Below are 13750 nucleotides of genomic sequence, written 5' to 3' on the forward strand. Positions count from 1 at the left end.
AGCGGCTGGCCGTATGGGCGGGAATGATGTTCCTGCTTGCAGCCGCCCCGGGATGCGATCGTTCGCCTTCCCCGTCGGTAACCGTCGTGGATCCGCCGGCCGCCGAGACCGGCGGGCACACCGTGCTGGCGGGAATTCAGCGCCTGGATCAGTTCTATGGGATGGGCTGGAGCCCGCAGGGCGAACTTATCGGCATTTCGGGTGCTTCCCTGGTCGGCGCTCCCCTGGAGTTCCGGAATCTTGCGGGAGACAAGATCCGCGATACGGGGATAAAGGGAGCGACAGGGGCGCGGATGGCGCCGGACGGGAAGAATGCCTGGGTGTATCACCGGTATGAGGGAGCCGCGGATTTGTACAATTTGGAAACCGGCCGGATTATACGCACCGGGCCGCAAACCCGGGAGTTCCCGGGAGCGTGGATAGACAACAAGTCGTATCTGGCTGTGCTAACGGAGCCGCAAGGGCGGCTCGTCCGATTCGGCGCCGACGGCGAAATGACACCCGTAGAACACGAGAACGTGGAGTCCGGTATCGTTAAAGCCGCATTAAAAGCCGGCCGGCTGTATGTCCTGAGCGGCGAACGGGAGCTGACCGTCACGGACACGGATGGAGGCGGCGCCCGGGTCTCGACCCGAAGCGGAGTGTCCGACTTCGCGCTGTCTCCGGACGGGAGGCAGATCGCCCTGGTCAGCGGAACCGGACCCGATCAAAACGCGCTCGTATTGGCCGATGCCGTGCGGGGCGGCAGTGAGAAGACGGCAGCGAGGGGACGCCTCCTGCAGCAGCTGTCGTGGTCGCCGGACGGAAGCCGGATCGCCTTCTCCGTATTTAGCCCCGATCAGGGGATGACGGGGCTTTACGTGATGAACGCGGACTCGGGCCGGATGATCCCCGTCTCGTATAAGCCTAATTTAAAGAGCGTCATTGACTGGAGTCCTTCGGGTACTTCCTTCATGGTCAGTGAAGTTCTGTCCGGCGACATCACGGACAACATGTTCACGACCATCTATCAGTTAAAATAAGCAGTCAGACACAGAAAGAGTGAAGAGAGATTGAAAGCGAACCTAGTCAAACAAGCGGCGGTCTGCACCCTGCTGGCCGCATCCCTGCTCGCCGGCTGCGGAGCCCGGGAGCAGAATGTTCAAGTCAAAGAGCCGGCCCGGCAGGACTCTGCCCAGACGGCTTCACCGAGCCCGAGAGCGGCTGCAAGCGGCAATGTCCTCGCCAGGCTCCAGCTGAAAATCTCCCAGGCCAAAGAAGCCAGGGAGGTCACGGCCTTCCTTGACGAGAACATGCCCAAAGCGGATAAAGCGACGGCCGATCAGATGTTTATCGAACTTCAGAAGTTTTACGACACACATCTGCCCGGATTGAACGCCAGCTTTACCGAAATGATGGGCCAGCACGGAACGGCGGACAAAATGAGGGAAATCGGCTATCCCGCGGATTTCAACAAGATCGTGAACGACGATACGTTGAAGCAGTGGCTGAAAAACCAGGCGGCCGCCAAGCTCCAGCTTTCGGACAAAGAGGGCAGTTATTTCTGGAAAGTCGACTATGACGCGCTGAACAAGTCGTATGCGCCGTATGTGTCGGACGATCTGAAGGCGTATCTGGCCATCCAGTCGCTTGAAAACAAGACGCCTTTCCGTTCCGACGCCAGCCTGAAAATTTCGCGCGACGAGCTTGGGGAGCGTACTTTGGCGGCGGAAAAGGTTTTGACCGCTTACCCGAAGGGGCCGAAAGCGGAAGAAATCAAGGCTCTCTACAGCGATTATCTGCATGAATATATTCACGGCTACCGTTATGAAGCGATCGAGGAACCGGGCATGAAGCTCATTCCGCTCGTGAAGCAGAGCTATGAGAAACTCGTCAAAAACAACCCGGATACGAAGACGGCCGGTATCGTGAAAGAGTATCTGACGGTCATCAACACGAATAAGGATGTTATTTATAACCCCGGAAAAAAAGGCGAAAGCATCATCGGTGACCCCAAACCCGGCATCGACGCTTTCTGGAAGGGGCTTGACGCCCGTATCGCCGCCGCATTCCCGGATGTGAAAACCGACAAGTGAAGATAAAAGGATGGGATGAAGGATGAAACAGATAAAAAAATGGACAACCGCACTGACAGCCGGAGGCGTTCTGCTTCTGTCCCTGAACTCGACCACGCAGGCTCACTGGCTGTTTAAAGATATCGATCATGTGGCCTGGGCTCAGGACAGCATCATCAACGCGTACCAGATGAATGTCATCGACGGCATCGCCGATCATGAATTCGCCCCGCAGAGCGAAGTTACCTGGGCACAGTTCATTAAAATGGCCGTAATGACCGACAACCCGGCCTTTACGGCAGGCGGCGCAGGAAGCGGCAGCTGGTGGCAGCCGTACTTTACGGAAGCCCGGCAGACGAAAGGCTTTATTGACGGCAGCGCGAAGAAGGAGAACATGAATAAGCCGATCTCCAGGCTTGAGCTCTCCCGCATCGTCAGCCGCGTGATCGACCCGGCGCTGCGCTCAAAGCCGGTGGATGATAAAACGGCCGCGGACGTCAGCCGGAAGAACGGCATTCTTCAAGGCAGAACCGATACCGACCTGGCGCTGGACCAGAATTTAACCCGTGCCGAGGCAGCCGTTATTATCGACCGTCTCTTCGAGAAGAACGGCAAATACGGCAAACGCCACGATACGCTGCAAGTTAAAGCGGAGAACGGCAAGTTCATCCTGAACGGATTGGCGGTAGGCCGGACGACGGATGAAGTTCACGCGCTGCTCGGTAAGCCGTTCGCAACCGGTAAGGACGAAGCGGACGGCAATCCGGAGGAAATTTATAAAAATTTCGTTGTCACTTATTATGAGGGGAAAGCGAGCCGGATCACGTTTAAAGCAGCGGACAATGACCTTCTGAAAGCTAAAAAAGATTTGAGCGGAGCGGCCGTCTTCCAGAATGCGGACACGAGCTTCTATTATTTCCCGGCGTCCGGTGAGCTTCTGACGGCAGCCGACAGCAGCGTTTATGTGCGCAAGGACAGCAAGAATTTTCCTTCTTACGTTAAGGGAGGCGAGCTTAAAGCGATGAACGAAGCGGCCAAAACTTATCAGCGGCAGGTCAAATAAGTAAATGCAAGAAGCGGAGCCGCGTTCCTCGCGGCTTTTTTGCCTTTTGAGGGATTTATGACAAAAATCCCCTATGGGATAAAGACCCATGGGGGATAATAAATCTATCGTTATGACTTATGTAGACATTTAAACATGCTTTTTACTAAATAGTCCTAAACTACTCCCAGTTTCTCAAAAATGCTTTGGCTGTTCCGCCTGTTTCATTCCACAAACGCACTTTATAGCTGCAACCGCTAGACAGTTTAATTGCTTTTGTAATACTTCCGACCCCTTTTATTTCCAAGTCGATGGGAGCGCCGCCGCAGCTGGATAAAACGGCCGCTTTAGCGAAATTTTGGCCTCCGCTTTGAGTGGTGAAAAAAGTAAATTTACCCTCTTTGTCTTGACCGGATATGGATCCGACCGTGTTGTCTTCCCCCGGCTCAGAAATAACTTGTAAACTTTCATTTGCGGCATAAGCAGAAGTTGCAAGAGACAGGGCTAAAACTCCGGTCAAAAGAATGGCAGAAAACTTCTTAATCATAATAACACCTCCAAAGTTGGTAAATATAGTCTATCATAGTTATAGAATAATTGGTAGAATATATTTTTTTATAACTATAAAAAGAAAATTATTTTCTCTTATTGATTTCATTCGGATTCGCAACTCCCTGAACACGGGTTTATAATCGTAAGGGGAATGCTTGATGCAGGCCTATCCCCCTGCCTTCCATGTACAATCTACATCGTTTCTACATATTGTGCTGATAAAGTAAAATAGGGCCCGATCCGGCCCTAATCCGGCAATGCCAAGTAAAGGGGGAATCTGCCCTGAAAACGATTCTGGTCGTGGATGACGAAGACAAAATCAGGGAAGTCATCGTGTCTTATCTGCAAAAAGAAGGCTTTCGTACCGCCGAAGCGGGCAGCGGCCAAGAAGCGCTGCAAACGGTCCGGCAAGGAGGCGTCGACCTGCTCGTTCTGGATCTGATGCTGCCCGATATGGACGGGGAACAGGTATGTAGGGAAATCCGGCGGTCCGATGCGGTACCGGTTCTCATGCTCACGGCCAAAGTTTCCAAGACGAATCAGATTCACGGTCTGTCGCTCGGAGCCGACGATTACTTGACGAAGCCGTTCGATCCGAGAGAGCTTGTGGCACGCGTGAGAGCTATTCTGCGGCGTTCGGACGACAGCCAGCTGCTGGCGGACCGGGTTTCTTTTCGGAACGGGCATCTGGAGATCGACTCGTTGAGGCAGGTTGTTTTTTGCCAAGGGGAACCGGTCAGTCTGACGCCTATCGAATACAAACTTCTGATAGCGCTTGCGCGATATCCCAGAAGAAGCTTTACGAGGGACGAGCTCGTCGATAAAATTATGGGTTTCGCCTACGACGGGGACGTGAGGACCATCGATCAGCATGTGAAGAACATCCGTCAGAAAATCGAAAAGGATCCGAAAAATCCCGTCTATATCCAGACGGTTTACGGAGCGGGATACCGTTTCTCCGGTGAGCTCAAGTGAAGAAGAAGCTGCATGTCCGGCTTGCTGTCATGATCGTCGCGATGGCTACGGGAATTCTGATCATCTCGACGGCGACCATTCTGATCAGCACGCATTATCATATCACGATGTACATGAATCAGGCCGACGGCGGGATGCACGATATGCCCCGGCTCAATACGCATTTGGAACAGGCCATCATGCAGTCGGTGCTCTGGACGTTCCTGGGTTCGATCGTACTGGCCGCCTGCATGGGCTTCTGCGTAGCGAAGCGGGTGTCGGCTCCCCTCGTGGAAATGAAGGCCGTGGCCGAGAAAATGACCGGAGGCCAGCTGGACAGCCGGACGGCCGTGGGCGGAGACGACGAACTGGCGGAGCTCGGGCGGTCGATCAACGAGCTGGCGGAGCAGCTGCAAAGGCTGGAGAAGATCCGCGTTACGATGACCGAGGATATCGCCCATGAGCTCCGCACGCCTCTGGCGACTTTGAAAAGCCACATGAGGGCGCTGGAGGACGGCATCTGGGAGCCGACACCGGAGCGCATTCATTCGTGTTACGAAGAGATCGTCCGTCTGGCCGATCTCATTAACGAGCTGGAAGAGCTCAACGAACTGGACTCGCCGGTATTCCGGCTCACCCGGACGAAGGTGCCGCTGGACACCGTGATGGAGAAGGTCAAGGCATTTATGTCCGCCGCTTTCCTGGAAAAACGGATCCGCTTCACCGTCGACGCCCCCCGGAGCGTGTACCTCGATGCCGACCCCGACCGTCTCACGCAAATTCTGGTCAATTTGCTCAGCAACGCCTTGACCTATACGCCTCCTGACGGGGAAGTGGCGCTCAAAGGCAGGCGTGCGGGAGACAAGGTGCTCATTACCGTCAAAGATACCGGCCCGGGTATACGGGAAAGCGATCTGCCGTATATTTTCGAGCGCTTTTACCGCGGCGACAAGTCGCGCAACCGCAGGTCCGGAGGCAGCGGGCTCGGACTTGCCATCGTCAGCAAGCTGGTGCAGGCGCACGGAGGCCGGATTTCGGCGGCCAATGAAGGGGGAGCGGTTTTCCTGATCACCCTTTCCGCAGCGCAGCCGCCCCTTGCGGCAATAAAGACGCAGATTTTGCGGGAGCCGGATTCCGGAGACGAGTAACGGTTTAAAAAATAAACGGTTGAGGGAGCTTCACCTACACAGGTTCTTCATAATTGATGGGTACACTGATCAATAGAACCAATTGAGAATTTTTGTGAAGGAGGCATCCGTCAAATGAAAAAATGGATAGGAGTCGGGATGATAACCTTGACGGCATCGCTGGCTCTTACGGGCTGCTTGAACGATCCGTCCAAAAATACAGCCGGCGGAGCGGCGGCTCAGCCTGTAACGGCGGCGGGCAGCGGGGGAGCCGATTCGAAAGCGCCCTGGATCGCGTCCAAGAACACGACGCGCATCAATTCGAGCGATCCTTACGAGGCGGCGGTGCTCACCTCGCGTACGCTGTGGATGGCCACAAGCGACGACAACCGCCCGGGAGGCGTCGTGCTCGTCAATCCCGAGGAGTGGCAGACCGCCCTCGCGAGTGCCGATCTGATTCATCACCCGAATAACGGGCCGGTTCTTTTCGTTAACAAGGACGGCATTCCGGATGTAACCGTGGGGGAACTGAAACGTCTGAAACCGGCCGGAGTCGAATCCAACCAGGGCGTGCAGGCTATTCTCGTCGGGAATTTGGACCCTAAAGTGGAAAAACAGGCCAAGGAATTGGGCCTCAAAACGGACAAGATCCCGGCGGACAATCCCGCCGCGGGGGCAAAAGCGATTGATGCTTATTACGCGAAGGTAGCGAAGGAGAACCCGCCTTCCGTTATCGTAGGTTCCAGCGAGAATAAGGAATACACGATGCCGGCCGTCAACTGGATCTCCCATATGCCCGAGCCTCTGCTCTACGTGAGCAAGGATAAGGTTCCCCAAGAGACGATTGACGCTTTAAAAACGCGGGACGGCAAGGCGAACATCTACCTGCTCGGCCCGGACTCCGTCATTTCCGCAGCCGTCGAGAAACAGCTCGGCGAATACGGCAAAGTCGTGCGGATAGCGGGAAAAGACCCCGTCGAGAACAGCATCGCGTTCGCCAAGTACAAGGACCCGGCAACGGGATTCGGCTGGGGAATCACGACGCCGGGCCATAACTTCTCGCTGATCAGCAAGGAGAATCCGGATCTGGCCCTGGCTGCCGCCCCGTTCTCGCATCTCGGCAAGCATGCGCCCCTCATCTGGACGGAGAAGGACAAGCTGCCGGATTCCGTCATGGCGTACCTGATGTCCGTGCAGCCGAAGTATGACAAGTCTCCCGTGGAAGGCCCGTTCAACCACGCGTGGCTTACGGGAGACGAGCGTTCGATTTCGGCTGCGGGTCAGGGCGAGATCGACTCGATGCTCGAAATCGTCTCCAGGACAGGCGGAGGACACGGGGGGCACGGCGGCATGTCCGGTATGCCGGCCGCCGGCGACCAATCCGGGACAGCCGGCGGCGATGCCGGTAAAAATTCCGGCACCGGCGGTGCAGCCGGAACAGGCTCGGGTTCCGGTTCCGGGAAGACCGACATGTCGGGCATGTCTCATGCAGGCCATTAAAAGAGAACCCGAGACCACTATCGCATTAACAACAAAGAGAACGCCGTCGGCGTTCTCTTTGTTTTAACGGCGAAATGACAAGACGGGACCTTACGGGTAAACGACACCTTGCGTATGAGATCAGCAAGGCTGTGACGGACACTATGGCTCGCACATGTCAGCGCAGAACCTGAAATTGCAGCAGAGCTCGTTCAGGTAACAGCAAGGACCATCATTATCCCTGAAGCCCTTTCTTTAGGACGTTTTCGTTCAAGCTCCCGCCTTATTCCACAACCCCTGTGCGAAGCAGTTCCATGTTCAAATGGACATCGACGGACATGGAGGACATTTTGTCGTACCAATCGCTTTTCGTCAGCGTGCCTCCGCGAAGCGACTGGCGGTAAATCTCCCCGAAGCCGACGGGATCTGTTCTTAAATCGGTCATTTTGGCGAGCACGCTTTCCATTTTCTTCGTGAATTCGTCGGTAACGAGCTTCTCGATCGTGCGCGTCACTTCGGATTCGGTTAAATTGATTCCGGCGGAAATCTCCTCCAGAACAAATTTCAGTTTCATGTTCAACTCGTAAGCGGGTTTTTCCGGGTCCGTCAGGCGGATTCCCTGCTTGGTATCGACGATCCGGACTACCGTATGAATGTGCTCCCGCCGGTCCGCGTTATTTTCGCTCAAATAAGGGTCCAGCTTCTTCTTGTCGAGCTTAAGTTCGAAGGTGCCGGTCTTGAACCGGTTGCGGATCAGCTTCAGATAAGCCGCGTCGATGTTGGACAGCATTCCGACCACTTTGTCGGATCGGAACAGGGCCGCCTTTTCGGATGAGATGGTTTCCCCCTTGCGGACAAAAACGGGAAGAACGGGATCTTTGCCGGCGGAATAATAATCCCGCAGAAATTCATGAAGCGTAGGTGAAATAATTTGTCCTTCCAGCACATTCTGCTTGATCGTGTCGTACAGATACGTTCCGATATTACTGATGCTCCGGTACGGATACTGGAGAAGATCGGCGCTTTTCTCGGTGCTGATGCCCAAATATATTTTTGTGCCGATGGAAGGATCGCGGATCAGGGAATCGACGAGATCGATCAGCCCGTCGCGGGCGATCGCTTCCTCGTACAATACGACGCGCAGCTGGCCCAGCATCAGCTTTTTGGATGATTTGCGGTTCTGGTCCTCCCGCAGTTTTTTGGTCGTATAAGCCTGGTTGGCCAGAATCGTAGCCCGGTGACCGGATTCTTTATCCAGGGTATACATGACGGATGTGCCGCTGAGGATGCCGCCTTGGCCTTTGTCGAAACCCAGCGCCACCACGAGACCGATTCTTTCGAAGACCCGCCGCTCCACACATCCCGTCGCAGCCAGAACCGTCACAAGGGCCAGCAGGCAAAGCCGCCGAATTTTCACGGGGAGTCACCTCCGTTTGGGGGCTGAACGCCCCGTCTTTTGAAGAACAAGAGCATGCTCAGCAGGAGCGGATACGCAAAAGCCATGTATATGCTTACTTGACCGGATATGTCGTTCAGCCGCCTAATTTCAAGTCTGCTGCTGAAGAACGTGCAAATTACAAACAAAATGGCGACGACGAGGTAAAGGGAAGCTTTTTCCTTCAGCGGGCTCATTTTCGGAATGCCGCGGGAGGCGGCCCACACATACAGCATCACGTTCGGCAAAATTCCGATGAGATAGAGCGAAACCGTAATATATTCGACGCGCTCGATAAAGGGGAATTCCACGATTTTGAGCAAAGTCAAAGTCGGCCAAATGGTGTGGATAAGCTGTCCTCCGCTGAAATAGACAAGCGCCGTAAACATGTAAACTAGATAAGTAACTGTAGTAAACACAATGGCGAAATGTGCGTATCTCGGCGCTTTGTTTGTATCCCGTATAAAAGGTAAAACAAACATCAGCAGTTCAAAACCGACAACCGAGAAGGAGATCTCTTGCGTTCCTTTCAGAAAATCCCGCGGAGAATGATTCATGACGGGGAGCAGATATCCCCAATCCGCGTATTGAAGGGGATAGTAGAACAGCAGCATCTCGAGGGTTATGATCAGAACACTTATAAATCCGATTCCGGCAATCACTCTGATGCCTCCGAGCACACCGTACAACGTGAGGGCAAGAACCATAAGGGCCAGGAACCAGGGAGGCATGTCCGGAAAAATCCACGTCTGCACAATTTCCGCATAATTCCGGATAATCGTCAAAGCGATAAGGATCAGGTAAGCCATATAGAGGAAGGATAGTGCACCGCCCAGCCATTTTCCGAAAGCTTCTTTCTGAATGCCGTAGAGATCTTGGCCCGGGTACTTTTTGAGAAAGGAAAACATGGCGACGACGACGAGATGGCAGAACAGCCCGGCGAGCAGGACGGTAACCCATGAATCCTGGCCCACCATTTTATAAATTTTGCGTTGAAAGCTGGCCCCTCCCACACCTACCTGCGCGGTTGTAATGATAAAGAAAAGCAGATAGGTGCGCACTGAAATACGGGGAGATTCCGGATAGCCGTTCATGTCAGTCACCTAGTTTTCTTCTTGGAATTGTTCGAACAAATCTATTTTTTGCCCGTTGTCCGGGGGTTCGGAGTCGTTTCCTTTCTTTTTCCGGGCTTGGAAAGAGAAGGTTTTGACAAGGTTGTCCATGAATTTGCCGTAAGGCCGTCTGATAAACAATTCGGTAAATTCGGAGCTGTCAAACGGATAAAACGGCTTCAGGTACGGCGTGCCGAGCGAAGTGAGCCTCAAGAGATGGATAAGCAGAAAAGATACGCCGATGACAATGCCGACCCCGCCCCAGAATCCGGCGATCATGATCATGGGGAAGCGGAGAATCCGGATGGCCGTTCCCATCATAAATCCCGGGGAAGTGAAGGAGGCCAGCGCGCCGAGCGCGACAATCATGATGAGCAGGTTGCTGGTGAACCCGGCCTGAACGGCGGCTTGCCCGATGACGATACCGCCTACGATGCCCATCGTCTGACCGACTTTGGTCGGCAGTCTCGCGCCCGCTTCACGCAGAAGCTCAATGATGAATTCAAGCAGCAGGGCCTCGAATAAAGGCGGGAAAGGAACCTTCGCCCTGGAGCTTGAAAGAGGGTCGAGCAGGGCTGACGGGATCATTTCGTAATGAAAGGTGAGCGCAGCCACATAAAGGGGAGTCAGCAGCATGGAGAAGAAGACGGCCAGCATCCTCAATATGAACACGAAAGCGGACATCTGCCAGTGTACGTAACGGTCTTCTTCGGCTTTGAAAAAGTCGATGAACGTGGAAGGAGCGATCATGACACGGGAGCTGCCTCCGACGAGTACGATCACTTTGCCTTCGAGCAGCGAACCGACGGTCCGGTCGGGCCTTTCCGTCAGGAAATACATGGGAAAAATACTGTCGGGATTGTCTTCGAGCAGCTTGGAGAGCATACCGCAGTCCAGAATGCCGTCCGTCTTGAGATTGGACAGGCGTTTGCGGACCATTGCGACATACGCGTTATTGTTGAGTCCCTCCATGTAGCACATGATCGTTTTGGTTTTTGTCTGATCTCCGGTAATAAACGATTCGGTTTTGAGCAGCGGATCGTTCAGGATGCTGCGGATCAGAGCCATGTTCTGATCGAGCGATTCCGCGAAACTGACCTGAGGCCCGAAAATCTGGCTTTCGTTCTCGGCAGCAGTCAGATTCCTTCCGGGAATCTGATCGGCCTGAAGGATAACCCCGCTTTCATAAAACGACGGATGAACGTAAATCCAGCCTGCGAGCAGCAGGGTAGGGATTTCGCCCCATTCGTCGATTTTTTTGCCCCCGCCCACGGGCAGGTACGAAAGAAGCTCATCCGGTCCGAGACCCCCGCCGAGCTCCAGCAGCGGATGGAGAATGTCGCGGTGCAGAATATCTTTGTTAATCAGCTGGTCGAGATAAAACAGCTCGTAAGACTCTCCGGGTATCCCGACGATTTTGCTTTGGATCTGATTAGTACCCTGGGAACAGTACGCTTTGAAATCCTCATAGCTGCGGATGGTAAAATCAGGCATTAGGCCGACACGTCCTCCCTTGCGGGCTTGGTCCGCTTAGTATGACCGGAATCGGCTCTCTTTACTTACATTTACCGGGAAGAAAGGAAAATAGGCAGGCGGAAATCGTTGTTGCGGGAAGATAACCCTCCGGCATGTGATATAGTGGTTAAAAGCGGAAGGCTAGACTTCGACGACGGAGGGGAAATTCATGGGGTTCCGGTGTGCGGCCGATGCTTGACGCCGGGCTTCATTGTGCCCGTAAGCAGGCCCGGAAAGGCTGGAATACAGCCTGCGAACCTGCTATAATGTGGGAACCGAGGTGATGAGTGATGGGGAAAAAGAACAGACCCGCCCCTGCGCCGCGTGCCGCCGATACGGATAAGCCCGCAACGCTTAAAGACCTGCTTAACCCGCAGGTTATCGAGAAGTTGAAGGCTCAATCCGATCAGATGAAGGCGGACGAAGCGAAGCGCCGCGAGGAAGAGCAGCGGAAAGCGGCGGAGGCCCGCAAGGCCGAGCAGAAACGGCTGGACAACAATTTTGAACATTTGCTGGCCAACAGCGAGATGGATTGGCGCAAATACAAATAAGCAACCCCAAGCAGTCTGCTCCGGCAGGCTGCTTTTTTTTGCCGGGCTGGGCTGTTGCTCTGCTTCAAGGGGGGCAGGACCGCTGTTGCTCCTCAAGTGGATTCATTATATAATTATGTAAGCATATACACATTCGTAAAGGAGCTTACAGGGTGGAACAACTGCAAAGCTTTGCCGATACGTTTAAGCTCATGGGAGACAAAACCCGGCTGACGATTCTTGCCCTTCTGCGGGAACGGGAGCTCTGCGTCTGCGATCTGGTGGACGTGACGGGAATGTCCCAGCCGAGCATTTCCCAGCATCTGCGGAAGATGAAGGATGCGGGACTGGTGAGCGAGACGAGAAAGGGACAGTGGATCTATTATTCACTGGCGGCTGATCAGAAGGACCGGACTCTGGAGCTGCTCCGTCAAGTCCCTTCGATGAGACACAAAATCGCTGAAATAGAAGAGAAAACGGACGGAAGCGGACGTTGTGGCTGAGCCCTTCAAAAGTCTTGCCTTTACAAGTAACGGCGAGGGTAACGATCCGTCACGCTTTGTCGCTAAATGGTACGGCCCGGAATAAATTCCGGGCTTTTTTTACTGTTGACACTGACATCCATGTGAGGGTTTATAATAGCCTCAGGAACGAATAAAGGCAGAAAGGAGTTTGCCGAAAATGAAAATCGGAGAGCTTTCCGCCCGTACCGGAGTCAGTATCCGTTCCCTCCGCTATTATGAGGAGCAGGGACTGCTTTCGCCGGTCCGCGGGGACAACGGATACCGGGAATATGCTTCATTCGCCGTAGAACAGGTGCGGACGATTCAACTGTACCTCGGGCTCGGCCTCAATACCGAGCAAATTTCCGGATTTCTTCACTGCGTGCTGATGAACAATGAAGCCTTCTGTTCCGAAGTGCTTCCGGTTTACAAGCAAAAGCTTTCGGAAATCGAAGAGCAGATCGGGGTGCTGCAGAACATCAAATCGAATCTGGAAGAAAGAATCGATTATATTTTAAACGATAAAACCAAGGAGGAGAAAGTTCAATGAGCCTGACAACCGTCAACGATGCAACATACCTGGACCATATTTCCGATGGAGGCGTGACCGTTATCGATTTTACCGCAGTGTGGTGTCCGCCTTGTAAAACGCTTCTTCCTATTCTGGAAGAACTGAGTAACGAGTATGAAGGCAAAGTGAACATGCTGAAAGTCGATTGCGACGATTCACCGGAAGCGGCTTCTGCTTTCGGCGTCATGTCGATGCCTACCGTGCTTGTCCTGCATCGGGGCGAGCCGGTGGAGAAGCTTGTCGGCCTGCGGCCCAAATCCGTATACCAATCGGTTTTATCCCGTTATATCGGCTGATGACTCCCTGCTTCGGCGGTCCGGAGAATGAAAACGAAAGATTTCGTTCAACTTATACAGAATCGGGGTAAAAGAAGAGAGAGCCTCATTACGAGAAGGAGGGTTACCCATGGCTAACGAGCTCCAGCCCGTCACGGACTGGTTAAATGCCCACACGAACAAGGCAATCCGGATCGCCAAAGAAGAACAGGAAGATATCGACCGGGTCGATCTTCAATTGAGTCAGTTTGAATACCGGGAGTATCAGCCCGATGCTCCGGACGACTATACGAACGGCAGCGCTTTACTTCTTTACGGGGAAGGAACGGTTCTCAATAACGGCAGCGAAGAAGCTCTTCCTCAAGGAACCTTTGTTATCCCGCTCGAAGGCCTCTCCGTGGCGGATTTAAGCGAAGACAGCGTCGTGCTGAGAACGGAACGCGCCGTTTATTCGCTGACTCTCCAGTAAGCAGCCGGATGCCAAGCGCATGCGGACGATCGGCAGCCCCCTTTCGGGGGCTGTTTTTTTTGCCCGTGGCCTTATGGACCGAATAAAGATGTATAAATGGGCGCTCCGCCGCGTCTATTAAAAGAAGAACGT

The 13750-nt window shown here is 53.9% G+C and carries 15 protein-coding genes; 11 read left to right on the forward strand and 4 right to left on the reverse strand.

All coding sequences use genetic code 11. The features are described 5' to 3' along the window. Positions 1-23: 23 nt before the first annotated feature. From ABH899_RS13320 to ABH899_RS13330, 3 genes are read left to right on the forward strand one after another with little or no spacing between them, the layout of a single operon-like run. Positions 24-1022: a TolB family protein gene (locus tag ABH899_RS13320; protein WP_369996809.1), complete on the forward strand. Its 999-nt coding sequence runs from the start codon at positions 24-26 to the stop codon at positions 1020-1022. A gap of 30 nt (positions 1023-1052) precedes the next feature. Further along, entirely contained in the window at positions 1053-2075 is a 1023-nt protein-coding gene (locus ABH899_RS13325) for a hypothetical protein (protein ID WP_369996812.1), read from the forward strand. 22 nt (positions 2076-2097) lie between these two features. Next, on the forward strand, positions 2098-3117 hold the full coding sequence (locus ABH899_RS13330) for an S-layer homology domain-containing protein (protein ID WP_369996815.1): 1020 nt from the start codon (positions 2098-2100) through the stop codon (positions 3115-3117). A 160-nt stretch (positions 3118-3277) separates the two neighbouring features. On the opposite strand, the gene ABH899_RS13335 is transcribed toward ABH899_RS13330, so the two are convergent. Next, a complete protein-coding gene (locus tag ABH899_RS13335) occupies positions 3278-3643 on the reverse strand; it encodes a hypothetical protein (RefSeq protein WP_369996817.1) in 366 nt (121 codons plus the stop codon). Between the two features lie 287 nt (positions 3644-3930). Here ABH899_RS13335 and ABH899_RS13340 point away from each other — a divergent pair, with 287 nt between their 5' ends. From ABH899_RS13340 to ABH899_RS13350, 3 genes are all read left to right on the forward strand, one after another. Next, positions 3931-4623 (forward strand): response regulator, encoded by a 693-nt coding sequence (locus ABH899_RS13340; RefSeq protein WP_369997401.1) that lies wholly within the window; start codon positions 3931-3933, stop codon positions 4621-4623. Continuing rightward, the gene (locus tag ABH899_RS13345; RefSeq protein ID WP_369996820.1) at positions 4620-5750 is read left to right on the forward strand and encodes a HAMP domain-containing sensor histidine kinase; all 1131 of its coding nucleotides are present in this window, start codon (positions 4620-4622) and stop codon (positions 5748-5750) included. Before ABH899_RS13340 ends, ABH899_RS13345 begins: the two co-directional genes overlap by 4 nt. Before the next feature lie 114 nt (positions 5751-5864). After that, positions 5865-7229 carry a cell wall-binding repeat-containing protein gene (locus ABH899_RS13350; protein WP_369996823.1) on the forward strand — a complete coding sequence of 455 codons (1365 nt, stop codon included), beginning with the start codon at positions 5865-5867 and terminating at the stop codon, positions 7227-7229. A 262-nt stretch (positions 7230-7491) separates the two neighbouring features. On the opposite strand, the gene ABH899_RS13355 is transcribed toward ABH899_RS13350, so the two are convergent. Genes ABH899_RS13355 through ABH899_RS13365 form a run of 3 tightly spaced genes read right to left on the reverse strand, consistent with a single transcriptional unit; the run spans position 7492 to position 11249 of the window. After that, positions 7492-8625: a Ger(x)C family spore germination protein gene (locus ABH899_RS13355; RefSeq protein WP_369996826.1), complete on the reverse strand. Its 1134-nt coding sequence runs from the start codon at positions 8623-8625 to the stop codon at positions 7492-7494. After that, a complete protein-coding gene (locus tag ABH899_RS13360) occupies positions 8622-9737 on the reverse strand; it encodes a GerAB/ArcD/ProY family transporter (RefSeq protein WP_369997404.1) in 1116 nt (371 codons plus the stop codon). The genes ABH899_RS13355 and ABH899_RS13360 overlap by 4 nt, the downstream gene beginning before the upstream one ends. Before the next feature lie 9 nt (positions 9738-9746). After that, a complete protein-coding gene (locus ABH899_RS13365) occupies positions 9747-11249 on the reverse strand; it encodes a spore germination protein (RefSeq protein ID WP_369996829.1) in 1503 nt (500 codons plus the stop codon). Between the two features lie 311 nt (positions 11250-11560). Between ABH899_RS13365 and ABH899_RS13370 the strand changes: the two genes are divergently transcribed. The 5 genes from ABH899_RS13370 to ymzB all read left to right on the forward strand — a co-directional run bounded on the left by ABH899_RS13370 (position 11561) and on the right by ymzB (position 13618). Then, positions 11561-11821, forward strand: coding sequence for a YqkE family protein (locus ABH899_RS13370; RefSeq protein ID WP_009672917.1), 261 nt, complete (start codon positions 11561-11563; stop codon positions 11819-11821). Between the two features lie 152 nt (positions 11822-11973). After that, complete coding sequence (locus ABH899_RS13375) at positions 11974-12303, forward strand: ArsR/SmtB family transcription factor (RefSeq protein ID WP_369996833.1); 330 nt, start codon at positions 11974-11976, stop codon at positions 12301-12303. A 178-nt stretch (positions 12304-12481) separates the two neighbouring features. After that, on the forward strand, positions 12482-12853 hold the full coding sequence (locus ABH899_RS13380) for a MerR family transcriptional regulator (protein WP_369996836.1): 372 nt from the start codon (positions 12482-12484) through the stop codon (positions 12851-12853). Beyond that, positions 12850-13170, forward strand: coding sequence for a thioredoxin family protein (locus ABH899_RS13385; RefSeq protein ID WP_369996839.1), 321 nt, complete (start codon positions 12850-12852; stop codon positions 13168-13170). Before ABH899_RS13380 ends, ABH899_RS13385 begins: the two co-directional genes overlap by 4 nt. Before the next feature lie 109 nt (positions 13171-13279). Further along, positions 13280-13618: a protein YmzB gene (ymzB, locus tag ABH899_RS13390; protein WP_369996842.1), complete on the forward strand. Its 339-nt coding sequence runs from the start codon at positions 13280-13282 to the stop codon at positions 13616-13618. Positions 13619-13750 lie beyond the last annotated feature (132 nt).

Origin of the sequence: Paenibacillus sp. RC84, assembly GCF_041260495.1 — a bacterium.
Classification (GTDB): domain Bacteria; phylum Bacillota; class Bacilli; order Paenibacillales; family NBRC-103111; genus Paenibacillus_F.

Excerpts from the sequence above, each read along its gene's own strand:
- ABH899_RS13380 (WP_369996836.1), top strand. The coding sequence starts at position 12,482 with ATGAAAATCGGAGAGCTTTCCGCCCGTACCGGAGTCAGTATCCGTTCC.
- ABH899_RS13330 (WP_369996815.1), top strand. The coding sequence starts at position 2,098 with ATGAAACAGATAAAAAAATGGACAACCGCACTGACAGCCGGAGGCGTT.
- ABH899_RS13385 (WP_369996839.1), top strand. The coding sequence starts at position 12,850 with ATGAGCCTGACAACCGTCAACGATGCAACATACCTGGACCATATTTCC.
- ABH899_RS13360 (WP_369997404.1), bottom strand. The coding sequence starts at position 9,737 with ATGAACGGCTATCCGGAATCTCCCCGTATTTCAGTGCGCACCTATCTG.
- ABH899_RS13365 (WP_369996829.1), bottom strand. The coding sequence starts at position 11,249 with ATGCCTGATTTTACCATCCGCAGCTATGAGGATTTCAAAGCGTACTGT.
- ymzB (WP_369996842.1), top strand. The coding sequence starts at position 13,280 with ATGGCTAACGAGCTCCAGCCCGTCACGGACTGGTTAAATGCCCACACG.
- ABH899_RS13350 (WP_369996823.1), top strand. The coding sequence starts at position 5,865 with ATGAAAAAATGGATAGGAGTCGGGATGATAACCTTGACGGCATCGCTG.
- ABH899_RS13335 (WP_369996817.1), bottom strand. The coding sequence starts at position 3,643 with ATGATTAAGAAGTTTTCTGCCATTCTTTTGACCGGAGTTTTAGCCCTG.
- ABH899_RS13370 (WP_009672917.1), top strand. The coding sequence starts at position 11,561 with ATGGGGAAAAAGAACAGACCCGCCCCTGCGCCGCGTGCCGCCGATACG.
- ABH899_RS13320 (WP_369996809.1), top strand. The coding sequence starts at position 24 with ATGATGTTCCTGCTTGCAGCCGCCCCGGGATGCGATCGTTCGCCTTCC.